Here is a 20,986-nt window from a genome sequence, read left to right as displayed (position 1 = left end):
CATGGCCTGGACCATCCTGCTGGCCGCCGCGCTGGTCGATATCGCGATGGCGGTGGCCCTGAAATACGCCGAAGGCTGGACCCGTTTCTGGCCCAGCGTGGCGGGCCTGGTGTTCGCCAACGGCGCCATCGCGCTGCTGGCGATATCGCTCAGGCAGCTGCCGGTGGGGACGGCCTTCGCGGTGTTCACCGGCCTGGGCGCGGCCGGCGCCGCGCTGATCGGCATCGCCGCCTTCGGCGAAAGCGCCAGCCCCCTGCGCCTGTTGTTGATCGCCGCCATCATCGCCTGCATCGCCGGCCTGAAACTCGCCCCGGCCTGATCCGCATCAACCGTGCGGACGAAAAAAAGCCACGCGGGCAGTCGGGCGCGCGTGGCTTTCAAGGGGCGGGTGGCCGCCCCGGGGCAGACGCCTGTGCTTACTCGGCGCCCATTTCTTTCAGCAGGTTGTCGGCCTTGTCCACGTGCTTCATGTTCCACAGCATGTAGCGCAGGTCGACCTGGATGTCGCGCGTGTTGGCGTTGTTGAAGTCCCAGTCCGAAATGATGGAGTCCAGCGTGCCGTCGAAGGCCAGGCCGATGAACTCGCCCTTGGCATTCAGCGCGGCCGAACCGGAGTTGCCGCCGGTGATGTCCAGCGTAGCCAGGTAGTTGACCGGCACCGATTTCAGCGCAGGATCGACAAACTTGCCGAAGTCCTTGTTCTTGATCGCGTCCAGCTGGGCTTTCGGCGCGTTGAACTCGCCTTCGCCGGTGGCTTTGGCGGCCACGCCTTTGACGGTGGTGAACGCGGTCCAGGCGGTGCCGTCGGCCGTGCCCCATGGGCGGCCGGCGATCTTGCCGAAGGTCACGCGCAGGGTGCTGTTGGCGTCAGGGTAGACGGCCTGGCCCTTGGTCTTCATGTAGGCGATCTTGGCCTTCATGTAGCTCGAGTAGGCTTGCTGCAGGCTGCCTGCCAGCTCTTCTTCTTCCGCTTCTTCCTTCATCGCCACGTCGTACATGGCGACGGCGGCTTTGATGAAGCTGTCGTTCGATGCCTGGAAGTCGGCCGGCTTCTTGCCCAGCCATGCTTTGCGCTCGGCGGCGTCGCCCAGCTTGCTGCCGGCGTACAGCTTGTCGATGGCGGCTTTCAGCGCGGCGGCGTCCATGCCGTCCACGATGCCGATGGCGGCGTCCCAGTTGGCGTTGCGCTCGGCTTTAGGCATGGCGGCGTACTTGGCCAGGTGGTGCAGCACCAGCGCCTTGTCCACTTTCTCGTCGTAGCTGCGCACCAGTGCCGAGACCGACGCTTCGAAGCGCTTCAGGTCGCGTTCCTGGAAGCCGGCCTTGCGGTCGGCGTTCGGCTTTTGCGATTCCTGCGCCAGGCGGTACAGCGAACGGGCCGAGCTCAGCAGGCGAGGCTGCGAGTAGCTCAGTTCGAATTCGCGCTTGACGTTGGCGTCGCGCTTGGTGATCAGCTCTTCCACCTGGGCGATGCCGGCCGCGTATTCAGCCTTGCGCTTGGCGTCGCTGTTGACCCAGGCTTTCAGCTCTTCGTGCTCCTTGGTCTTGCGGGCCAGGAAGTCGCTACCGGCGTAGGAGTCCAGCATGCCCTGGCGGTTCTTGTAGTAGTTGTTGATGCCGGCCACCTGGCCTGCGTATTTCAGCGCGCTGTCCTTGTTGTCCTTGGTTTCAGCGGCGATGATGGCCAGGTTGTCGCCCGACGCTTTCACGAACTGCGGATAGTTCCAGCCGAAGGTGAAGTCCACTTCCGACGGCAGGCGGTGGCGGTTGGTGCGGCCTGGGTAGCCGGCCACCATGATGAAGTCGCCTTCTTTCACGCCTTCCTTGGCCAGCTTCAGCACGTGCTTGGGCACGTAAGGCACGTTGTCCTTGCTGAAGTCGGCGGCCTTGCCGTCCTTGCTCACGTAGGCGCGGTAGAAGCCGTAGTCGCCGGTGTGGCGCGGCCACATCCAGTTGTCGGTGTCGCCGCCGAACTTGCCCACGCCGGCCGGCGGCGCGTGCACCAGGCGCACGTCGCGGATTTCCAGTTGCTTGATCTTGTAGTATTCCAGGCTGCCGTAGTAGGCGGCGACGGTGCAGCGGTGGCCCTCGTCTTTTTCGCACTCGGCCACCATGGCCTTCTGGTTCTTCTCGATCGCGTCGCTGCGCTTCTTGCCGCTCAGCTTGGCCACTTCAGGCGTGATGATCTTGGAGGTCACGTCCACCACTTCCTTGGTCACGAAGATGCGGGTGCCCGGCACGGCCGGCACTTCATCGGCGAAGGACTTGGCCAGGAAACCGTTGGCCAGCAGGTCGTTCTGCGGAGTGGAGTTGTGCGCCACGCTGTTGTAGACGCAGTGGTGGTTGGTGGCAACCAGGCCTTGCGGCGACACGAAGGAGGCCGAGCAGCCGCCCAGGCTGACGATGGCGCCCATAGGGAACTCGGTCAGCTGGGTCAGTTTGGACGGGTCCAGCTTCAGGCCGGCGGCTTTCAGTTGCTTGGCTACTTGTGGCAGCTGTTGCGGCATCCACATGCCTTCGTCGGCGTGGGCTGCGGTGCTCAGGATGGCGAGCGCGATCAGGGTTTTATTCATTGAATAGGACACTCAAGGGGCGGAAAAATGCCGAGTATCCTTATGGAGTGCTATTCCGTCAACGACATTCTTGGTTGCTGTGCACAAAAAGCCAACGGTTGTGTTGGCTTTTTGTGCATGCCGGCGGGGGGGACTAGCGCAGGCGGCCCCGGAATATCAGGTTGACAATGCCGAGCAGGATGACCGCGCCCAGGAAGGAAACCAGCAGCGACAAGGCGCTGAAGTCGTCGGCGTTGATGGTGCCGCTGCCGAACATCGGCGCCAGCAGCCAGCCGCCCAGCAGCGCGCCGACTATCCCCACCACCATATTGAGGAAGATGCCCTGCTGCGCGTCGGTCTTCATGACCATGCTGGCAAGCCAGCCGATAATGCCGCCGATTACGATCCAGATTATAAAGTTCATGTTGATCCCCTTCACGGTTGACTGACGGGCCAGCCCGGCCGGGTCTGGCCCTTGGGGCTATTCTCGGTGGGAAGGGGCCGTTGGTCCGTGCGCCAACGTACACAGGCCGCGTTGGTTTGGCGCTTACATTTGATTACTTGGGAAACATTTTTCCAACAGCCGGCTTCGTTTCTGGCGCGTTATCACCGTATCGGCGCGATTGTGCGCCTGTCCTACGGAGAATAAAAATGGAAAACACCTCGACCACCACCCGCATCCACCCGCTGATGGCTGTTGCCGCCGCCTCGGTCACCATCGCCAGCCTGGTCGGCGCCGCCGCCTTCGCCGGCTTGCTGCCCGGCACAAAACACAGTGTGGAGACCGCGCCCGTCACGGCGGCGGTGCAAGCAGGTTCGCCGGCCGAGCTGAGCACGGCTGCGCCGGGCGCGCTGGCTGCGCAGCCGGCTGCTGCACCGGCACCAGCAGCAGTCCCCGCACCGGCGGTCAAGGAAGTGGTGCATCACAAGACCGTGGTGCATCATGAATACGCCAAGCCTGCGCCGCAGGAACAGGCAAGCCAGCAGGTAGCCCAGCAGCCTGCGCCGGCCCCGGCCCCTGCTCCGGCGCCGCAGAACAGCGCGCTCGGCATCGGCATCGGCGCGGTGGTGGGCGGCCTGGTGGGCAACCAGGTGGGCGGCGGCAAAGGCCGCACGCTGGCCACGGTGGCGGGCGCCATCGGCGGCGGCTACATCGGCAACGAAGTGGCCAAGCGCAATCAGGCCGGCACGCCGCCTGAGCAGAAATAATGCGAGAATGCTGGGCTTAGCCACTGCGCCTAGCCCAGCATGACCGATACCGCCGCACCTTCCCGCCATCCCTTTGCTGCGCCGCTGGCCGGGCGCGACGCGCAGCGCATCCTGCGCCATGCCGCCGCCGCCGACGCGGCGCGCTTCCTGCACCCCGTCCAGCAAGCCTTGCTGCACCGGCGCGGCTGGCTGAAGATGCTGGCGCCGCGCAGCTGCGGCGGCGCCGAGCTGGCCCTGCCGGACGCCGTGCGGCTGGAAGAAGCGGTGGCCGCCGTCGACGGCAGCATGGGCTGGGTGCTCACGCTATGCGCCGGCGCCGGCTGGTTCGCCGGCTTCCTGCCGCCGCAGACGGCGCGCGCCATCATCGGCACGCGGCGCGTGTGCGTGGGCGGCAGCGGCGCGCCCACCGGGCATGCCGAGCTGGAAGGCGAGGGCTACCGCATCACCGGCCGCTGGGACTACGCTAGCGGCGCGCCCATGGCCACCCATTTCACCCTGAACGCGGTGCTGCGCGAACACGGCCGGCCCCTGCTCGACGAGCACGGCGCGCCGCGCATCCGCGCCTTCATCATCCCGGCGGCGCTGGTGCGGATGGAGCCGTCGTGGGGCAGCATAGGCATGCGCGCCAGCGCCTCGCACAGCTACCGCGTCGACGGCCAGTGGCTGCACCGCGACCACGGCTTCGCCATCCGCCCGGAAGCGGCCACGTCGCCCGGGCCGCTGTACCGTTTTCCCTTCTATTCGCTGGCTTTTGTCACCTTGGCGGCCAACGTGGCGGGCATGGCCGCGCACTTCATGCAGCTGGCCCGGCCCGCCATGAGCCGCCGCAAGCATTCCATGTCCGGCCTGCCGCTGCTGGAGGCGCCCGGCGTGGCGGAACTGCTGAGCAGCAAGGAGCAGGCCTACGGCGCGGCGCGCGCTCATTTCTATCAACTGCTGGACGATGCATGGGCGCAGGTGGCGGCGGGCGCGCAGCTGGATGCTGAAGGCGCCGGCTCGCTGCAGGCGGCGTCGCTGGCGCTGGTGGCCGTGTCGCGCCAGGCGGTGGATGAACTCTATCCCTACTGCGGCCTGTACGCGGCCCATGAGGGCAGCGAAATCAACCGCGTCTGGCGCGACTTCCACACCGCCAGCCAGCACTCGCTGCTGCTGCCCTGAAACCGTTCAAGCTCCCTGCGGTTCGCTGGCGCAGGTGAAGTGCGCGGCCGGCGTGATGCCGAGGCAGCGCACGAAGGCGGCGAACACGGCCGGATCGAAATGGCCGTCGCGGGTCCAGTCCGCCATGCGGCGCAGCGCGTCCGGCGGACTCCACGGCGCCTTGTAGGGCCGGTGCGAGGTGATGGCGTCGTACACGTCGCACACGGCGCCCATGCGCGCCTCCAGGCTGATGGCGGCGCCGGCCTGGCCGGACGGGTAGCCCTGGCCGTCGTAGCGCTCGTGGTGGTGCAGGCAGATATCGGTGACCACGGCCGGCAGGCCGCCCGCCGCGCACAGCAACGCATGGCCCGCCACCGGGTGCAGCTTCACCGCTTCAAACTCTGCCTTGCTCAGCCGGTCCGGCTTGTTCAGGATATCGGACGGCACCACCGCCTTGCCGATGTCGTGCAGCAGGCCGCCCAGGCCGCATTCGCGCACCGCGCCGGCCTCCATGCCCATATGCTTCGCTAGCGCTACCATCAGGGCGCACACTGCCACCGAGTGCATATAGGTGTAATCGTCGCTGCCGCGCAGGCGCACCAGGCTCAGCATGGCGCCGGGGTGGTGGGTGATGGAACCGATGATGTCCTCCACCACGGGCAGCGCGGAAGATACCGCATCGGGCAATGCCGAGGGGAGCGAGTCCGGCAGCTGGGCGGCGGCCTGGCTGGCCGCTTCGAACAAGCGGCTGACCGCTGCGCGCGAACGCGCCACCAGCTCGACGGCTTCCGCGTGGCCGTCGCCGATGCCGATGCCCTTGCTGGTGTCTATCCACATTTCCTTCACTTCGCCGCCGTGGATCCGGGCCAGCATGGCCGCGTCGCGTATCAGGAAGGCGCGCTGCCAGAACGGATGGGCGTACCAGCTGCCGCACAGCTGATGGACGTACATGCCGATGCGGGCTTGTTCGCGCGTGATTTTCTTGAGCATGTCCGGCATCTTTCAATCGCGTCAGATCAGTATCAAGGCGATCACGAGCAAGCCCCAAAGGCAGGCTCGGATAACAATCATCGAATTGATCAATTGCGAAACCGGCCGGCAATGCCGGCCGGGTTATTTAATGATATTTGTAAAATACAGGATACAAATTGTTAAGTCTTTTGATATGCAATGCTATAATTTTTAGCTGGTTCAGTTGGCGCTGAATTGTACGAAAGACCAATATACTTCCTTTTTGGAAATACTCATAGGTCTATGCCGGACATTCTTCAGGTCAATTCAGGACAGGTCAACAGAGAGATGAATCAGTCAGTACCCAGCCCATCCACGCCTCCCCCGCCGCCCGCGCCCTACAGTCACGGCGTGCGCTGCTACCCCGCCCACCTGGTGGTATTCCTGCTCGGCGAGCTGGAGCGGCGCGGCGTGCCGGCAAGGCTGGCGCTGGCCGGCAGCGGCATAGGCACAGAGGAGATCCGGGTGGCGTCCACCCGCTTTTCCGTGCTCCAGATGCAGGCCGTGCTGCGCAACGCCATCGCTTACGCGCCGAGCATTTCGCTGCAAGTGGGCACTTGCTTCAACGCCTCCGCCTGCGGCATTTTCGGCTTCGCCCTGCTGAGCAGCCCCAGCCGCATCGCGCTGCTGCAGACCGTCCTCAAATACAACCGCCTGATTGATCCGCTGACCACCATGCGCTATGCCGGCAGCGGCGGCTGGGCCAAATGGGAATTCGAGCCCAACCTGGCTTGCGCGCCGACCGATCCCTTATACCAGTTTATTATTGAATTGAAGATGTCGTGTTTTAAATCCATGACGCGGGATTTATATGGCGAGGGGTTTGAATTTAATAGTATCCGCTTGCGCTTTTCCGCGCCGCCGCATGCCTGTGATTATATGGAGTTATTTAACTGCGATATATTCTTTGAGCAGGAAAGAAATGAAATCGTTTTCAACGAAATACAGACGGTAAAACAGCGTCCCGAAGCGGACGCCATTACCCACGCCATGCTGCTGGAATTGTGCGAGCAGTCCTTGCAGAAGATGACGCGCAACGCCACCGCCGCCGGGGCGGTGCAGACGATATTGCTGGGCTGCGCGGGGGCGTTTCCGAATATAGACGAGATTGCGCAGGAACTGGCCGTCAACGCGCGCACGCTGCGCCGGCGGCTGGAGGCGGAGGGCACCACTTACAGTGAAATCCTGTCGCGCCACCGCATGCAGCTGGCGCTCAGTTATTTAAAGACCAGCGGCCTGAGTAATAATGAGATCGCGGCGCGGCTGGGTTATAGCGACGCCACCAATTTCCGGCGCGCATTTGTTTCCTGGGCTGGCGCGCCGCCCAGCCATTACCGGCCGTCCAAAAACGACTAGCCCCCGCGGCCTTGCGGCGGCGGGGGCGGGCACAACAGCGGCAGCGCGGCTTATTCGGCCTTGATCGCTTCCACCTGGATGGCCAGCTTCACTTCCGGCGAGAAGTTGGGCAGGCCGTAGTTCAGGCCGAAATCGCTGCGCTTGAATTCGGCGGTGGCGTCGGCGCCGCACACTTCACGCTTCAGGCGCGGGTGCATGATGCACTTGAATTTGCTCACGTTCAGGGTGACCGGCTTGGTCACGCCCAGCAGCGTCAGATTGCCTTCCACCGCCACCAGCTTGTCGCCGTCGAACTTGAGCGAGCTGCTCTTGTAGGTCACCTGCGGGAACTGCTCGACGTTGAACATTTCCGGCTTGCGCGCGTGCGTGTTCATGGCTTCCAGGCCGAAGTCGATGGACTTGGCGTCGATCACGATGTCCAGGCTGCCCTTCTTGGCGGCGCGGTCCAGCTGCACCGTGCCGGTGGTCTTGCCGAACTTGCCGCGCCAGACGGACAGGCCCATGTGGTCAGCCTCGAAGCTTGGGTAGGTGTGGTTCGGGTCGATGTTGAAGGTGTCGGCCATGGCCGAGGTGGCGCTGGCGGCAATCAGGGCGGCAATCAGGAACTTGAATTTCATTGTGTCTCCGTCTGGATGGATGGGGGGGCTGCTAGTGCGAATTACGGTGCTGCCACTACATGGAACTTGATCGTAACATCATCGGCCACCATGCCGGTGTCCTTCCACTCGCCTTCGCCGATATTGAAGGCCAGGCGCTTGATCGGCAGGGAGCCGTCGAAGACCTGGTTCTTGCCGTCGGCCTTCACGGTCAGCGGGAAGCTCACGTCGGCCGACTTGCCCTTGATGGTCAGCTTGCCGCTGACGGTCAGCTTGCCGGCGCCGGCGCTCTTGATGGCGGTGGAGGTGAAGGTGGCTTTCGGGAACTGGGCCGAGTTGAACCATTCCTTCTTCGCCACTTCCTTGTTCATGTCGGCGTCGCCCAGGTCCATGCTGGCGGTGTCGATTTCCACCGTAGCCTTGGAGGCTTCCGGCGTGGCCGCGCTGTAGTCGATGACGATGTTGTGCTTCTTGAATTTGGACTCGATCGGCACGTTCATCTGCTTGAAGGTGGCCGACACGGTGGACTTGGCGGCGTCGGTCTTGAGGACGGCGGCGCTGGCGGCCAGCGACAGGCCCAGCAGGGAAACGAGTACGGCGCGTTGCGTGGTGTTCATGGTGACTCCTGGGTAGGTGGAAGGTTAAGGTGCTTATTTGCGCAGGGCCGGCAGCATGCGCTTGAGCACGTCGTCGCGGTCGATGAAATGGTGCTTGAGGGCGGCGCCGGCGTGGGCCAGCACGGCGGCGGCCATGGCCATGTTCAGCCAGTAGTGGATGGGCTTGAACAGTTCCTTCAGCTCGGGCGTGCCTTCGAACAGGGCGGGGATCTGCCACAGGCCGAGGTAGACCACCGGCACGTTGGCGGCCGTGGTGTACAGGTAGCCGGAGACGGGCACGGCGAACATGAAGAAGTACAGCGCGTAGTGCATAGTGTCCGCCGCCATGACCTGCCATTGCGGCATGCCGGCCGGGTGCGGCGGCGGCACATTGGCTTTGCGCCACAGGATGCGCACGGCAGCGAGCAGCAGGACGGTCACGCCCATCCACTTGTGCCAGGAGTAGTACTTGAGTTTGGTCGGCGAGAAGCCTTTGATATCCACCATCGTCAGCCCCAGGAAGAAGGCGGCGATGATCAGGATGGCAACCAGCCAGTGCAACAGCATTGCGGTTTTGGAGTAGCGTTCCATCGGTGTCTTTCAGAAATTAGTACGTGTTAGGACTAATATACCAAAGAAAACTGAATCGCGCTTAAGACTACCTTAGATTGGGGGATGTTGCGGAAGCGGCGGGTTACGCGGCGTTGCCGCTAACCCGCCCTACGCCTCATTGAGGAATTCATTCCGGTGGCGCCGAGGCCCGATGAACCGGCCGGTGCGCGGTGGTACCGCGTTGACGGAATTCCATTCATGAGGCGTCGAGGTCCGTAGGGCGGGTTAGGCGCGCAGCGCCGTAACCCGCCACTGCCGGCGTTTAGATGGCTTTGGCCAGCTTGTCCGCGATGCCGATGTAGTTGGACGGCGTCATGGCCAGCAGCAGGTCCTTGGCGTCCTGCGGGATCGCCAGGCCGGTGATGAAGTCGCGCAGCGCTTCTTTCGAGATGCCTTTGCCGCGGGTCAGCTCTTTCAGCTGCTCGTACGGGTTCTCGATGGCGTAGCGGCGCATCACGGTCTGCACCGGCTCGGCCAGCACTTCCCAGCTTGCGTCCAGGTCGGCCGCCAGGCGGGCTGGATTGACTTCCAGCTTGTTCAGGCCGCGCAGGCAGCTGTCGTAGGCCAGCAGGGTGTAGCCGAAGCCCACGCCGATGTTGCGCAGCACGGTCGAGTCGGTCAGGTCGCGCTGCATGCGCGACACCGGCAGCTTCTCGGACAGGTGCTTGAGCACGGCGTTGGCCAGGCCCAGGTTGCCTTCCGAGTTCTCGAAGTCGATCGGGTTGACCTTGTGCGGCATGGTCGAGGAACCGATTTCGCCGGCCTTCAGCTTCTGCTTGAAGTAGCCCAGCGAGACGTAGGTCCAGATGTCGCGGTTCAGGTCCAGCAGGATGGTGTTCACGCGCGCGAAGGCGTCGAACAGCTCGGCCATGTAGTCGTGCGGCTCGATCTGGATGGTGTAGGGATTGAACACCAGGCCCAGGCGCTGCTCGATCACGTTCTGCGAGAACGCCGCCCAGTCGAACGACGGGTAGGCCGACAGGTGGGCGTTGTAGTTGCCCACGGCGCCGTTCATCTTGCCCAGCATTTCAACCTGCTCGATGCGCTTCACGGCGCGCTGCAGGCGGGCCACCACGTTGGCGAACTCCTTGCCCAGCGTGGTCGGCGACGCGGTCTGGCCGTGGGTGCGCGACAGCATGGGCAGCTCGGCGTTGACGTGGGCGATCTCGGTCAGCTTGGCGATCACGGCCTTCAGCGACGGCAGCATCACGCTGTCGCGGGCGTCCTTCAGCATCATGCCGTGCGAGGTGTTGTTGATGTCTTCGGAGGTGCAGGCGAAGTGGATGAACTCGGAGGCGGCCACCAGTTCCGGCACGTCCTTCACTTGCTCCTTGAGCCAGTACTCGACGGCTTTCACGTCGTGGTTGGTGACCGCTTCGATTTCCTTGATGCGGGCGGCGTCGGCTTCCGTGAAGTCCGACACCAGCTTGTCCAGCAGCGCGGTGGCGGCGGCGGAGAAGGGCTTGATCTCGGCAAAACCGGCTTGCGACAGCGCTTGCAGCCAGTTGATCTCGACCTTCACGCGGTTGTGCATGAAGCCGGACTCGGACAGGATGGGGCGCAGCTTGTCGGTCTTGGAGGCGTAGCGGCCATCGAGCGGGGACAGGGCCGACAAAGTGGAATAAGGCGTAGTAGTCATGGAGGCGGGAAGCAAGGTTAAGGAAGACGGTGCAGTCTGCCATTTTACCACCGGCGCGCGCTGCCACGCCGCCGGCGCCCGCCCGCAGGCGGCAATGTTATACTGCCCCCACCTTCTTCCTTGTTGGCCCCTATGAAACTTATTGGTTCCCTTGCCAGTCCGTATGTGCGCAAAGTGCGCGTTGTGTTTGCAGAAAAAAAGCTGGATTACCAATTCGAGCTGGAAAACGTGTGGGTGGCCGAAACCCGCATCAATGAGGTGAATCCGCTGGGCAAAGTGCCTTGCCTGATCATGGAAGACGGCCAGGCCATGATCGACTCGCGCGTGATGGTGGAATACCTCGACACGCTGACGCCGGTGTGCAAGCTGCTGCCGCCCAACGGCCGCGACCGCGCCGACATCAAATGCTGGGAAGCCCTGGCCGACGGCGTGACCGACGCCGGCGTGCTGATGCGCCTGGAGCGCGCCCAGCGCCCGCCCGAGCAGCAGAGCGAGGAATGGATCGCGCGCCAGAGGAAAAAAGTGGAGCTGGGCCTGGCCGAGATGGCGCGCAAGCTGGACGAGTCGCCCTATTGCGCCGGCATCCACTACTCGCTGGCGGACGTGGCCGTGGGCTGCTGCCTGGGCTGGCTGGCCTTCCGCTTCCCCGAGATCGACTGGCGCGGCGCCCATCCCAACCTGGCGCGCCTGTACGACAAGCTGTCCGAGCGGCCTTCCTTCCGCGACACCGTGCCGCAGTAATGGCCATCGTCTTCAGCGGCCCGGCGCAGCACTACCAGGTCCTGAACTGGCGCGGAGACGAAGACGAGCCCGCCGTGTTCAACGCGCTGCGGCAGGCCGATACGGTGCTGGTGGACGAGCAGGAATTGCTGCAGCTGTTCGCGTGGTACGCGCACGTGGCGCCGGAGGCCGTGCCGGAGCTGGGGCCGGACTTGGAACTGGAAACGGCGCAGGCTTGCGCCGAGCTGATAGGGAATTTTTCTTTGCGCGGAATGATCGTCGCGCTGGGCGCGCGCGGCGCGCTGCATATCGGCGCGGACGGCGCGCGGCAGGCGGCGCCTGGCGTGGACGCCTCCGACCAGGAAGCGTTTGCCGCCGTCCACATGAACGGCGGCGTGTTCAGCCGGAGCTGAGAGCTTACTCAGCCATCTGGCTCTGCAGATAGTTCTGGATGCCGATCTTGGCGATCAGGTCGATCTGGGTTTCCAGCCACTCGATATGTTCTTCGGTGTCGTCCAAAATCATCAGCAGCAGGTCGCGCGAAACATAGTCGCCCACCTTCTCGCTGTGGGCGATGCCTTCCTTCACGGTCTTGTGCGCGCCCACTTCCAGCTTCAGGTCCAGCGCCAGCATTTCCTCGGTGTTCTCGCCTATCATCACCTTGTGCAGGGCTTGCAGGTTGGGCAGGCCTTCCAGCATCAGGATGCGGTCGATCAGTTTGTCGGCGTGCTTCATCTCGCCGATCGATTCTTCGTACTCTTTCTTCGCGATCTTCTCGAAGCCCCAGTGGCGGTACATGCGCGCATGCAGGAAGTACTGGTTGATGGCGGTCAGTTCGTTGGTCAGCTGTGCGTTCAGCAGACGGATTACTTCGGTATCACCCTTCATGGGAAGCCTCTTCTTATCTGGTTGTTGGTGCGGGAAATGCCGCCATTCTGCCACGAACGCCCCCATATCTGTAAGTAAAACATGAAAAAACGATCAGATAATAGTGGTGGTGAAAACGCTGTTGGAAGTGCGAACAATAATCATTTACATTAAATGCGCACAGGGCGGATAATACCGGCTTTGCCCCAGCAAGGACCTAGCCATGATGCTGCACATCCCCGGCGTGCTGACGCCGGACCAAGTACGCCAATTCCGCCAGCGCCTGGCGCAGACCGACTGGGTGGACGGGCGCGAAAGCGTGGGTGCCCAGGGTGCGCAGGTCAAGCGCAACCGCCAGCTGGCCGAAGGCTCGCCGCTGGCCAAGGAGCTGGGCGACATCGTGGCGCGCGCGCTGACGGCCAGCCCGCTGTTCTTCGCGTCCGCGCTGCCGCTGCGCGTGCTGCCGCCCTACTTCAACAGCTACGCCGGCGGCGAGCAGTACGGCCTGCACATCGACGGCGCCGTGCGCACCGACGGGCGCACGCTGCAAACCTTGCGCGCCGACGTCTCCACCACGGTCTTCCTCAGCGATCCAGAGGAATACGAAGGCGGCGAACTGGTGGTGATGGATTCCTATGGCGCGCACGAAGTGAAGCTGCCGGCCGGCGACGCCATCGTCTACCCGTCCAGCAGCGTGCACCGCGTGATGCCGGTGACGAGGGGAGAGCGGGTGGCGTCCTTCCTGTGGAGCCAGAGCATGGTGCGCGACGACGCCAAACGCGCCATGCTGTTCGAGCTGGACCAGAATATCCAGAAACTGCGCGCCCAGCACGGCGACAGCGAAGCCGTGGTCGGCCTCACCGGCCACTACCACAACCTGCTGCGCATGTGGGCCGAGCTGTAGGTCAGGAAAGCTGGAAGTTGATGGGAACGAGGACGTAGACGGCGACCGGCTTGCCGTCTTCCATATAGGGCTTGAACAGGGTGCGCATGGCGGCGCTGCGTCCGGCTTCGTCCAGGTTGCCGGAGCCGGACGATTTCTGGATGGTGGCCTGCTCGGGCAACCCTTTTTCGCTGATCAGCACGCGCAGCATGACCACGCCCGATTCGCCCAGGCGGCGCGAGATGGTGGGGTAGACCGGCGCCGGCGGTCGCACATATTCCACGCCCTGCACCAGCCTTGGCGCCGAAGGCGGAGCCGGCGGCGCGGGCGCGGCCTGCTGCGGCTGCGCGCTGGCCGGCTCGCTGGCCTTGTCATTGCTGCGCGGCTGGGCCGGCGGCAGCGTGATGGTGTTGTCGACGGTGATATTGAGCAGCGGCAAAGGAGGCGGCGTGATGGCCGGGGCTTGCTGCAGTACGGGAACGGTCTTGGCAGGCGGCGCCGGGGGCGGCGGGGGAGGGGTGACGAACGATACCGTCACGACTTGCGGCAGCACGGCATGCACGGCGTCGCGCAGCATGCCTGTTTGCAGCAGGTAGAAAAGCCCTGCGTGAATGGCGACGATCGCCGAAAATTTTCCCAGCTTTGCCAGCCCCAGTGCTTGGGGGGCATCCATCGTCATCGCATTCATCGCGCTCCTTAAGTGGTCAAGGAGGGCCGCTTCAAAACTGTTTCGTTGATACGGCCCACGTGTTCGAGCAGGATCTCCTCGGCGGTCGAGGCGCACTGGCCGCAGCACGTGGCCAGGCCCAGGTCGGCGCGCAGTTCGTCCATGGAGGTGATGCCCAGTTCTATGGCTTGACGGATTTCGCGGTCTGAGATGTTGTTGCAGATACAAACAATCATTGCGTTACCTTCTGGCTGGATTTCGATGTTGATCCGTCATTTTTAATAGTTTCTTAATGAGAATCATTATCACTACGGTTCCCATTCTGCCGCAGTCCGGCGTACAATGCAAGCAGTTCCTGCAAATCCAACTCATTCGCATTTAGCCTTATAATGGCCGCACAGAAATTCATCACCGACCCGACTGGAAGCCCCATGACGCAAGCGCCCCCCCTGACCCAACTCGACACGCTGGAGACCGGCCGCAGCGCGGTGGTGGTGCATGTGGCGCCGGGCGACCCAGAGCAGGTGGAGGACGGCGCCGACCTGGCGCGGCGCCTGATGGAGCTGGGCTTTGTGCCGGGCGAGCGCATCCGCATGCTGAAGCGCGGCATGCCGGGCGGCGAGCCGCTGGCCATTAAAGTAGGCAACTCCACGTTCGCATTGCGCCGCTTCGAGGCCGCGCTGATCTCTATCCAACCGGAATAAATAATGGGTGCAGTAGACAAACCGGCGCAGGCCGTAGCGCAGGCGCCGATGGTGGCGCTGCTGGGCAATCCCAACTGCGGCAAGACGGCGCTGTTCAACCGCCTGACCGGCGCGCGCCAGAAGGTGGCCAACTACGCCGGCGTGACCATAGAACGCAAGGAAGGCCAGTTCACCTCGCCGGACGGCCACGCCTTCCGCCTGCTGGACCTGCCGGGCGCCTACTCGCTCAAGGCCCATACGCCGGACGAGGCCATCACGCGCGACGTGGTGGCCGGCCTGCGCGCCGGCGAAGCGTCGCCGGACGTGGTGGTGTGCGTGGTGGACGCCACCAACCTGCGCCTGAACCTGCGCCTGGTGCTGGAGATCCAGCGCCTGGGCTTGCCGATGCTGCTGGCGCTGAACATGGTGGACGTGGCCAGGAAGCGCGGCATCGAGATCGACGCCGCCAAGCTGTCCCAGGAGCTGGGCATGGCCGTGGTGGAAACCGTGGCGGTGACGGCGGGCGGCGAAAAATCGCTGCTGCGCGCGCTCGACGGCATGTGGCCGCTGGCCGCCACCCAGGCCCGTCCGCTGGCCGCCATCGACGCCGTATCGGTGGAAGAGACCCAGCGCGAAGTGCGCCGCATCCTGTCCGTGGTCAGCAACGACAGCCGCGACAAGGGCAACCTGAGCGAAAAAATCGACGACGTGGTGCTGCACCCGGTGCTCGGCCCCATCATCCTGGCGGTGCTGATGTTCCTGGTGTTCCAGGCCGTGTTCACCTGGGCCGCGCCGGTGATGGAATGGATCAAGGACACGGTGGACGGCGGCGGCGGCCTGCTCAAGGAGCACATGGCCGACGGCGTGCTGCGCAGCCTGCTGGTGGACGGCGTGATCAGCGGCGTGGGCAGCGTGCTGGTGTTCCTGCCGCAGATCCTGATCCTGTTCTTCTTCATCCTGATACTGGAAGACTGCGGCTACCTGCCGCGCGCGGCCTTCCTGCTAGACCGCCTGATGGGCGGCGTGGGCCTGTCCGGCCGCGCCTTCATCCCGCTGCTGTCCAGCTTTGCCTGCGCCATTCCGGGCGTGATGGCGGCGCGCACCATCCAGAACCCGCGCGACCGCCTGGTCACCATCATGATCGCGCCGCTGATGACCTGCTCGGCGCGCCTGCCGGTGTATGCGCTGGTGATCGCCGCCTTTATCCCCGAACGCGAAGTGTGGGGCGTGCTCAGCCTGCAAGGGCTGGTGCTGTTCGTGCTGTACTTTGCCGGCATCGTGTCCGCCATGGCGGTGGCCTGGTTCATGAAGCGCACCATGGGTGGCAAGAGCAAGAGCAAGCAGCCGCTGATGCTGGAACTGCCCAGCTACCACTGGCCGCACCTGCGCAACCTGGCCATCGGCCTGTGGGAGCGCGCCAAGATCTTCCTGACCCGCGTGGGTACCGTGATCCTGACCTTGATGGTGCTGCTGTGGGCGCTGAGCAGCTTCCCCGGCGCGCCGGAAGGCGCCACGCATCCGGCCATCTACTACAGCCTGGCGGGCCTGCTGGGGCGCGGGCTGGAATTCGTGTTCGCGCCCATCGGCTTCAACTGGCAGATCTGCATCGCGCTGGTGCCGGGCATGGCCGCGCGCGAAGTGGCGGTGGGCGCGCTGGGCACGGTGTACGCGCTGTCCCAGACCGGCGACGCGCTGGCCTCGCAGCTCGAACCCATCCTGTCGCAGACCTGGTCGATGGCCACGGCGCTGTCGCTGCTGGCGTGGTACGTGTTTGCGCCGCAGTGCCTGTCCACCCTGTCCGTGGTGCGCCGCGAGACGGGCAGCGTGCGCTACTCCTTCATCATGGCCGGCTATATGTTTGCGCTGGCCTACGGCGCCTCCTTTATTACCTACCGCGTCGCACTGATGCTGGGAGCCTGATATGTGGCAGCAGATTATCGTGGGCCTGATCGTCGCAGCGGCGCTGCTGCACGCCAGCACCAAATACCTGCCGGCTGGCTGGCGCCGCCGCATCGTCTACGCGCTGGCCCGGCGCGGCCTGGACGAAGACAAGCTGGCCAAGTTCTTCAAGGTGCAGGACAGCTGCGGTTCCGGCTGCGGCAGCTGCGGCTCCTGCGGCCCCGGCGCCGATTCCTCCGCGCCCCCATCGCCGCCCGCCGCCCGCCGCGTCATCAAGCTCCACGTCCAGCGCTGATCTTGGCGGGTTACGCGGCTGCGCCGCTAACCCGCCCTACAATTTCCAGGCCCCGTATCCGTAGGGCGGGTTAGCGAAGCGTAACCCGCCATGCCACCGCGCGCTACTGTAGCGGGTGGAAGGACTCGGCTTGGGCGACCGGCCAGTAGAGGCCGAACACGGGCGGGAGCTTGGACAGCAGCGTGGGGTCGAGCAGCTGGCCGGGTTCGAGGTAGGGCAGCAGCGCCGAGGCGAGCTTGACCTGGTTGGGCGAGATGCGCCGCACAATGTGGTGCGGCTTGAGCTGCGAGGGGTGCGTCAGCCCGGCGGCGGCGATCAGCTCGGCCAGCGCTTTCATGGTGTTCTGGTGGAAGTGGGCCACGCGGCTGGTCTTGTCCGGCACCACCAGCGCGCGCTGGCGCAGCTTGTCCTGCGTGGCCACGCCGGTCGGGCAGCGGTCGGTGTGGCAGCTCTGCGACTGGATGCAGCCCAGCGCGAACATGAAGCCGCGCGCGGAGTTGCACCAGTCGGCGCCCAGCGCCAAAGTCCGCGCGATGTCGAAGGCGGTGATGATCTTGCCGGACGCGCCTATCTTGATGCGCTCGCGCAGCCCCGCGCCCACCAGCGTGTTGTGCACCAGTAGCAGCGCCTCCTGCAGCGGCGTGCCCACGTGGTCGGTGAATTCCACCGGCGCGGCGCCGGTGCCGCCTTCGCTGCCGTCGACCACGATGAAGTCGGGCGTGATGCCGGAGGCCAGCATGGCTTTGACGATGCCGAAAAATTCCCAGGGATGGCCGATGGCCAGCTTGAAGCCGGTCGGCTTGCCGCCGGACAGATTGCGCAGCTTGTCGATAAAGGCCAGCATTTCCAGCGGCGTGGAAAAGGCCGAGTGGTTGGCCGGGGAGATGCAGTCCACGCCCGCCATCACGCCGCGCGTGGCGGCGATTTCCAGGCTGACCTTGGGGCCGGGCAGCACGCCGCCGTGTCCCGGCTTGGCCCCTTGCGAGAGCTTCAGTTCTATCATCTTGACCTGCGCGGTGCAGGCGTTGGCGGCGAAGTTCTTTTCCGAGAAGCTGCCGTCCTCGTTGCGGCAGCCGAAGTAGCCCGAGCCGATTTCCCATACCAGGTCGCCGCCGTTTTCGCGGTGGTAGGGGCTGATGCTGCCTTCGCCCGTGTCGTGCATGAAGCCGCCGGTGCGCGCGCCGCCGTTCAGCGCCAGGATGGCGTTGGCCGACAGCGCGCCGAAACTCATCGCCGAGACATTGAACACGCTGGCCGAGTAGGGCTGCGCGCGCGGGCAGTCCGGATGGTTGCCGATCTCGATGCGGAAGTCGTGGCCGTTCACCGGCGCCGGCTGGATCGAGTGGTTGATCCATTCGTAGCCGGCCTGGTAAACGTCGAGCTGGGTGCCGAAGGGGCGCTTGTCGGTGTCGAGCTTGGCGCGCTGGTAGACGATGCTGCGCTGGTTGCGCGAGAACGGCGCGGCGGACTGGTCGTCCTCCAGCAGGTATTGGCGGATCTCGGGCCGGATGGCTTCGAACATGAAGCGGAAGTGCGCCAGGATGGGGTAGTTGCGGCGCAGCGCGCGCTTGGTCTGCAGCACGTCGGCGATGCCGACCACGGTGAGTGCGGCTGCGGCGGCGGCCACCCACAGCGGCGCCCCCATGGCCAGCGACAGCGGCAGGGCGGCGGCGGCGCCGGCGAACGCGGAATAGCGCAACATGGTCATGAACGGTCCTGTATCGGTGGCGTGGGCCGATTGTAGGACGGAAGCAAAAAAAACGCCACCGGGGCTCTGGGGAGAGGCCGGTGGCGGGCACACATTGCCTCCCGCGAGGGAGGCCGTAGGGAGGTGCTAAGGGGTGTGGTTGATCAATCTTAGAAGCGGATGTTGGCGGTCAGGCTGGCCGAGCGCGGCACGCCCGGGGTGTAGCGGTAGCCGGACTTGTTGATCGCCGCAACGTACTCTTCGCCGGTGATGTTATTCACGTTCAGCTGCAGGTCCACGTTCTTGTTGACGGTGTAGGCCGCCATGGCGTTGGCCACCCAGTAGCCGTCGGCGTAGGCCGGGGTGCCGACCGCGCCGTCGGTGCCGCGCAGCAGCTTGCCGGAGTAGCGCAGGCCGCCGCCCACTTTCAGGCCGAAGGGCAGCGTGTACGAGGTCCACGCGGTGAAGGAGTCCTTGGGCGTGTAGGTCAGCTGGTTCTGGCCATTGGCGGTGATGGTCTTGCCGGCCAGGACTTCGGTCTTCATGTGGGCATAGCCTGCGCTGATCAGCCAGTTCTTGGCCAGCTCGCCGGTCACGCCGATCTCCACGCCTTCCACGCGCTTCTTGCCGGTCTGGTAGTACTGCAGGTCGATCGGGTCCTGCTCAACCTCGTTCTTCACGGTGGTGCGGTAGATGGCGCCGGTCAGGGCCAGTTTCTGTTTCAGCAGGTCCCACTTGCCGCCGATTTCCTGGGTGGTGGTTTCCTGCGGGTCGAACTTCGGATTGGCCGCGCTGCTGGCGCTGGCCGACAGCGAGAAGTTGGAGCCGCCCGGCGGCTGCTTGGACGTGGCCACGGTGGCGTATACGCTGCTGTCGGGGGTCGGCTTGTACAGCGCCGAGAGTTTGCCGTTCACCAGGGTGTCGGACAGGTTCATATTGGCCGGCAGCAGGGTGCCGACCGGCAGCGTTGGATTGGCGGCGGCGGTCGACAGCGTGATGGCGTTGTAGGTGGTGCGGAAGTGGTCGGCGCGGATGCCGCCGCTGAACATCCACTGCTCGCCCAGCTTGGCCGTGTCGAACAGGTACAGGCTCTGGGTGTTGGTGCTGCCGTCGGTCATGGCGCCGTTGCGCACCGGGTTCAGGCCGACCGGTTTGATCGAGGAGTCCGGGTTGTACAGCGGCGTGTCGGCCAGGGTGCCCAGGCTGGCGGCCAGGTAGCTGTAGCTGACTTGCTTCTCGTTGGTGAATTCCAGGCCGGCGATGGCGGTGTGCTTCATGCCGGCGGCGTCGAATTCGGCGGTCAGGTTGGTCTGGTTGGTCAGGATTTCGTTGCGCTGGTCCTTGATGGTGCGGGTGGTGCGTTTCAGCAGCCAGGCCGACGGGTCCAGCACGGCGCCGGTGTTGTTGTTGGCGCGCGTGACCAGGTTGGCGGCGGTGCCCATGAAGGCGGTCAGCAGGTAGTCCTGGTCGGTCTTGCCGAAGCGCGAGGTGTTCTGCAGCTTGACGGTGGGCGAGAAGTCGTGGTCCACGCGCACGGTGGCCATGTCGGCTTTCACTTTGTCGTAGTCGCTGCTGGAGCCGTAGAAGCCTTTGGGATTGACCATGGCGGCGGTGTTCAGTTCCGGACGCGGCGCGGCTGCGGTGCCAGGGCTGGTGTAGCCGGGCAGGCCGATTGTGGGCACGCCGCCGTCGGGGACGTTGTCCTGGTCTACGTGCAGATAGCTCAGCGTCAAACGGGTGGGGCTGCCGATGCCGAAGGCGACGGTCGGCGCGATGGCCCAGCGCTTGTTCTTGACCACGTCGCGGCCCGGCTTGCCGCTGTCCTGCGCCAGCGCGTTGAAGCGGAAGGCGATGCCTTTCTCGGCGCTGATCACCTGGTTCACGTCGGCGGTGGCGCGCTTCTGTTCGGCGCTGCCGAAGGTCACGCGGCCCGAGTAGGCGTCCTGCATGTGGGCTTGCTTGGAGCTCAGGTTGATCGAGCCGGTGGGCGCGCCGCGGCCGCTGTCGGTGCCGGCGGGGCCTTTCAGGATGTCGATCTGTTCAACGTTGAACACGTCGCGCGAGATCGAGCCCATGTCGCGCACGCCGTCCACGTAGATGCTGCTGGAGGCGTCGAAGCCGCGCATGAAGATGGCGTCGCCGGTGTTGGTGTTGCCGTTCTCGCCCAGGAAGAAGGCGCCCACGCCCGGGGTGTTGGCCAGCGCCTCGGTCAGCGTGGCGGCGCCTTGCTGCTCGATCAGCTCGCGCTTGATGACGGTGATGGTCTGCGGCGTGTTCACCAGCAGTTCGCTGTACTTGGCAGAGGCGGCGCGGTCGGCCTTGAAGTCGTTCTCTTTCGCGCCTTCCACGCGCACTTCCTGCATGGTCGCGGGCGCTGCCGCCGCGGCGGTTGCGCTTGCTGCGGCAGGCGCGGCGTCGGCCGCGTGGCCGGTGGCAGCCATCGGCAGCAGCATGGCGGCCAGGAGCGTGTTCATGGGAGTGAAAGCTGGGGTTGCGTGCTTGCGGCTTGTGATTGCCATGGTGTGTCTTCTCGGTAAAAGTTTGTAAAGATCGAGCAAGATGATAGCAACTGTATGC

22 protein-coding genes are annotated in these 20,986 nt (G+C 64.7%); 10 read left to right on the top strand and 12 right to left on the bottom strand.

The features are described from left to right. Window position 1 precedes the first annotated feature (1 nt). Window positions 2-319 carry a DMT family transporter gene (locus GTP77_RS04760; RefSeq protein ID WP_161071025.1) on the top strand — a complete coding sequence of 106 codons (318 nt, stop codon included), beginning with the start codon at window positions 2-4 and terminating at the stop codon, window positions 317-319. Between the two features lie 97 nt (window positions 320-416). Here the strand turns inward: GTP77_RS04760 and GTP77_RS04755 are convergent, their stop codons facing one another. Together GTP77_RS04755 and GTP77_RS04750 are read right to left on the bottom strand one after the other, a co-directional pair. Continuing rightward, window positions 417-2,573, bottom strand: a complete 2,157-nt coding sequence (locus GTP77_RS04755) for a S46 family peptidase (RefSeq protein ID WP_161071024.1) — start codon at window positions 2,571-2,573, stop codon at window positions 417-419. Window positions 2,574-2,706: 133 nt separating this feature from the next. Further along, complete coding sequence (locus GTP77_RS04750) at window positions 2,707-2,976, bottom strand: GlsB/YeaQ/YmgE family stress response membrane protein (RefSeq protein ID WP_161071023.1); 270 nt, start codon at window positions 2,974-2,976, stop codon at window positions 2,707-2,709. Between the two features lie 227 nt (window positions 2,977-3,203). On the opposite strand from GTP77_RS04750, the gene GTP77_RS31020 reads away from it, so the two are divergent. After that, window positions 3,204-3,761: a glycine zipper 2TM domain-containing protein gene (locus tag GTP77_RS31020; protein ID WP_161071022.1), complete on the top strand. Its 558-nt coding sequence runs from the start codon at window positions 3,204-3,206 to the stop codon at window positions 3,759-3,761. A 39-nt stretch (window positions 3,762-3,800) separates the two neighbouring features. Then, the gene (locus GTP77_RS04740) at window positions 3,801-4,919 is read left to right on the top strand and encodes an acyl-CoA dehydrogenase family protein (protein WP_161071021.1); all 1,119 of its coding nucleotides are present in this window, start codon (window positions 3,801-3,803) and stop codon (window positions 4,917-4,919) included. 6 nt (window positions 4,920-4,925) lie between these two features. Here GTP77_RS04740 and GTP77_RS04735 read toward each other — a convergent pair whose 3' ends face one another. Continuing rightward, complete coding sequence (locus GTP77_RS04735) at window positions 4,926-5,888, bottom strand: HD-GYP domain-containing protein (protein WP_161071020.1); 963 nt, start codon at window positions 5,886-5,888, stop codon at window positions 4,926-4,928. 309 nt (window positions 5,889-6,197) lie between these two features. On the opposite strand from GTP77_RS04735, the gene GTP77_RS04730 reads away from it, so the two are divergent. After that, on the top strand, window positions 6,198-7,265 hold the full coding sequence (locus GTP77_RS04730) for an AraC family transcriptional regulator (protein WP_161071019.1): 1,068 nt from the start codon (window positions 6,198-6,200) through the stop codon (window positions 7,263-7,265). A gap of 50 nt (window positions 7,266-7,315) precedes the next feature. Here GTP77_RS04730 and GTP77_RS04725 read toward each other — a convergent pair whose 3' ends face one another. The 4 genes from GTP77_RS04725 to purB all read right to left on the bottom strand — a co-directional run bounded on the left by GTP77_RS04725 (window position 7,316) and on the right by purB (window position 10,708). Beyond that, the gene (locus GTP77_RS04725; RefSeq protein WP_161071018.1) at window positions 7,316-7,882 is read right to left on the bottom strand and encodes a YceI family protein; all 567 of its coding nucleotides are present in this window, start codon (window positions 7,880-7,882) and stop codon (window positions 7,316-7,318) included. A 41-nt stretch (window positions 7,883-7,923) separates the two neighbouring features. After that, window positions 7,924-8,478 (bottom strand): YceI family protein, encoded by a 555-nt coding sequence (locus tag GTP77_RS04720; protein WP_161071017.1) that lies wholly within the window; start codon window positions 8,476-8,478, stop codon window positions 7,924-7,926. A 33-nt stretch (window positions 8,479-8,511) separates the two neighbouring features. Next, window positions 8,512-9,048 (bottom strand): cytochrome b, encoded by a 537-nt coding sequence (locus GTP77_RS04715; RefSeq protein WP_161071016.1) that lies wholly within the window; start codon window positions 9,046-9,048, stop codon window positions 8,512-8,514. A gap of 283 nt (window positions 9,049-9,331) precedes the next feature. Then, window positions 9,332-10,708: an adenylosuccinate lyase gene (purB, locus tag GTP77_RS04710; RefSeq protein ID WP_161071015.1), complete on the bottom strand. Its 1,377-nt coding sequence runs from the start codon at window positions 10,706-10,708 to the stop codon at window positions 9,332-9,334. A 132-nt stretch (window positions 10,709-10,840) separates the two neighbouring features. Here purB and GTP77_RS04705 point away from each other — a divergent pair, with 132 nt between their 5' ends. Both GTP77_RS04705 and GTP77_RS04700 read left to right on the top strand, forming a co-directional pair. Then, window positions 10,841-11,449, top strand: a complete 609-nt coding sequence (locus tag GTP77_RS04705) for a glutathione S-transferase family protein (RefSeq protein WP_161071014.1) — start codon at window positions 10,841-10,843, stop codon at window positions 11,447-11,449. After that, complete coding sequence (locus GTP77_RS04700; protein ID WP_161071013.1) at window positions 11,449-11,841, top strand: hypothetical protein; 393 nt, start codon at window positions 11,449-11,451, stop codon at window positions 11,839-11,841. Before GTP77_RS04705 ends, GTP77_RS04700 begins: the two co-directional genes overlap by 1 nt. Window positions 11,842-11,845: 4 nt before the next feature. On the opposite strand, the gene bfr is transcribed toward GTP77_RS04700, so the two are convergent. Continuing rightward, a complete protein-coding gene (gene bfr, locus GTP77_RS04695; protein WP_161071012.1) occupies window positions 11,846-12,316 on the bottom strand; it encodes a bacterioferritin in 471 nt (156 codons plus the stop codon). Window positions 12,317-12,518: 202 nt separating this feature from the next. On the opposite strand from bfr, the gene GTP77_RS04690 reads away from it, so the two are divergent. Further along, on the top strand, window positions 12,519-13,199 hold the full coding sequence (locus GTP77_RS04690; RefSeq protein WP_161071011.1) for a Fe2+-dependent dioxygenase: 681 nt from the start codon (window positions 12,519-12,521) through the stop codon (window positions 13,197-13,199). Between the two features lies 1 nt (window position 13,200). On the opposite strand, the gene GTP77_RS04685 is transcribed toward GTP77_RS04690, so the two are convergent. Together GTP77_RS04685 and GTP77_RS04680 are read right to left on the bottom strand one after the other, a co-directional pair. Beyond that, window positions 13,201-13,851 (bottom strand): energy transducer TonB, encoded by a 651-nt coding sequence (locus GTP77_RS04685; RefSeq protein WP_228894011.1) that lies wholly within the window; start codon window positions 13,849-13,851, stop codon window positions 13,201-13,203. Between the two features lie 23 nt (window positions 13,852-13,874). Beyond that, the gene (locus tag GTP77_RS04680) at window positions 13,875-14,081 is read right to left on the bottom strand and encodes a (2Fe-2S)-binding protein (RefSeq protein ID WP_161071009.1); all 207 of its coding nucleotides are present in this window, start codon (window positions 14,079-14,081) and stop codon (window positions 13,875-13,877) included. A gap of 195 nt (window positions 14,082-14,276) precedes the next feature. Here GTP77_RS04680 and GTP77_RS04675 point away from each other — a divergent pair, with 195 nt between their 5' ends. The 3 genes from GTP77_RS04675 to GTP77_RS04665 are packed head-to-tail and all read left to right on the top strand — an operon-like array spanning window position 14,277 to window position 16,722. Further along, complete coding sequence (locus GTP77_RS04675) at window positions 14,277-14,549, top strand: FeoA family protein (protein ID WP_161071008.1); 273 nt, start codon at window positions 14,277-14,279, stop codon at window positions 14,547-14,549. 3 nt (window positions 14,550-14,552) lie between these two features. Further along, window positions 14,553-16,448 (top strand): ferrous iron transporter B, encoded by a 1,896-nt coding sequence (feoB, locus tag GTP77_RS04670; RefSeq protein WP_161071007.1) that lies wholly within the window; start codon window positions 14,553-14,555, stop codon window positions 16,446-16,448. A 1-nt stretch (window position 16,449) separates the two neighbouring features. Then, entirely contained in the window at window positions 16,450-16,722 is a 273-nt protein-coding gene (locus tag GTP77_RS04665) for a DUF6587 family protein (protein WP_161071006.1), read from the top strand. A gap of 103 nt (window positions 16,723-16,825) precedes the next feature. Here GTP77_RS04665 and GTP77_RS04660 read toward each other — a convergent pair whose 3' ends face one another. Continuing rightward, window positions 16,826-18,430 (bottom strand): FMN-binding glutamate synthase family protein, encoded by a 1,605-nt coding sequence (locus GTP77_RS04660; protein ID WP_161071005.1) that lies wholly within the window; start codon window positions 18,428-18,430, stop codon window positions 16,826-16,828. Window positions 18,431-18,579: 149 nt separating this feature from the next. Then, complete coding sequence (locus GTP77_RS04655; RefSeq protein WP_161071004.1) at window positions 18,580-20,928, bottom strand: catecholate siderophore receptor Fiu; 2,349 nt, start codon at window positions 20,926-20,928, stop codon at window positions 18,580-18,582. Window positions 20,929-20,986: the final 58 nt, after the last annotated feature.

Source organism: Pseudoduganella aquatica, from assembly GCF_009857595.1.
GTDB lineage: Bacteria > Pseudomonadota > Gammaproteobacteria > Burkholderiales > Burkholderiaceae_D > Rugamonas > Rugamonas aquatica_A.
The sequence above is the reverse complement of the archived record's forward strand: the minus strand, read 5'-3'. Positions and strand labels throughout refer to the sequence as shown.

Excerpts from the sequence above, each read along its gene's own strand:
- GTP77_RS04760 (WP_161071025.1), top strand. The coding sequence starts at position 2 with ATGGCCTGGACCATCCTGCTGGCCGCCGCGCTGGTCGATATCGCGATG.
- GTP77_RS04750 (WP_161071023.1), bottom strand. The coding sequence starts at position 2,976 with ATGAACTTTATAATCTGGATCGTAATCGGCGGCATTATCGGCTGGCTT.
- GTP77_RS04690 (WP_161071011.1), top strand. The coding sequence starts at position 12,519 with ATGATGCTGCACATCCCCGGCGTGCTGACGCCGGACCAAGTACGCCAA.
- GTP77_RS04755 (WP_161071024.1), bottom strand. The coding sequence starts at position 2,573 with ATGAATAAAACCCTGATCGCGCTCGCCATCCTGAGCACCGCAGCCCAC.
- GTP77_RS04660 (WP_161071005.1), bottom strand. The coding sequence starts at position 18,430 with ATGACCATGTTGCGCTATTCCGCGTTCGCCGGCGCCGCCGCCGCCCTG.
- GTP77_RS04705 (WP_161071014.1), top strand. The coding sequence starts at position 10,841 with ATGAAACTTATTGGTTCCCTTGCCAGTCCGTATGTGCGCAAAGTGCGC.
- GTP77_RS04725 (WP_161071018.1), bottom strand. The coding sequence starts at position 7,882 with ATGAAATTCAAGTTCCTGATTGCCGCCCTGATTGCCGCCAGCGCCACC.
- GTP77_RS04675 (WP_161071008.1), top strand. The coding sequence starts at position 14,277 with ATGACGCAAGCGCCCCCCCTGACCCAACTCGACACGCTGGAGACCGGC.
- GTP77_RS04700 (WP_161071013.1), top strand. The coding sequence starts at position 11,449 with ATGGCCATCGTCTTCAGCGGCCCGGCGCAGCACTACCAGGTCCTGAAC.
- GTP77_RS04665 (WP_161071006.1), top strand. The coding sequence starts at position 16,450 with ATGTGGCAGCAGATTATCGTGGGCCTGATCGTCGCAGCGGCGCTGCTG.
- GTP77_RS04720 (WP_161071017.1), bottom strand. The coding sequence starts at position 8,478 with ATGAACACCACGCAACGCGCCGTACTCGTTTCCCTGCTGGGCCTGTCG.
- GTP77_RS04740 (WP_161071021.1), top strand. The coding sequence starts at position 3,801 with ATGACCGATACCGCCGCACCTTCCCGCCATCCCTTTGCTGCGCCGCTG.
- GTP77_RS04735 (WP_161071020.1), bottom strand. The coding sequence starts at position 5,888 with ATGCTCAAGAAAATCACGCGCGAACAAGCCCGCATCGGCATGTACGTC.
- feoB (WP_161071007.1), top strand. The coding sequence starts at position 14,553 with ATGGGTGCAGTAGACAAACCGGCGCAGGCCGTAGCGCAGGCGCCGATG.
- bfr (WP_161071012.1), bottom strand. The coding sequence starts at position 12,316 with ATGAAGGGTGATACCGAAGTAATCCGTCTGCTGAACGCACAGCTGACC.
- purB (WP_161071015.1), bottom strand. The coding sequence starts at position 10,708 with ATGACTACTACGCCTTATTCCACTTTGTCGGCCCTGTCCCCGCTCGAT.
- GTP77_RS04715 (WP_161071016.1), bottom strand. The coding sequence starts at position 9,048 with ATGGAACGCTACTCCAAAACCGCAATGCTGTTGCACTGGCTGGTTGCC.
- GTP77_RS04730 (WP_161071019.1), top strand. The coding sequence starts at position 6,198 with ATGAATCAGTCAGTACCCAGCCCATCCACGCCTCCCCCGCCGCCCGCG.
- GTP77_RS04685 (WP_228894011.1), bottom strand. The coding sequence starts at position 13,851 with ATGGATGCCCCCCAAGCACTGGGGCTGGCAAAGCTGGGAAAATTTTCG.
- GTP77_RS31020 (WP_161071022.1), top strand. The coding sequence starts at position 3,204 with ATGGAAAACACCTCGACCACCACCCGCATCCACCCGCTGATGGCTGTT.
- GTP77_RS04655 (WP_161071004.1), bottom strand. The coding sequence starts at position 20,928 with ATGGCAATCACAAGCCGCAAGCACGCAACCCCAGCTTTCACTCCCATG.
- GTP77_RS04680 (WP_161071009.1), bottom strand. The coding sequence starts at position 14,081 with ATGATTGTTTGTATCTGCAACAACATCTCAGACCGCGAAATCCGTCAA.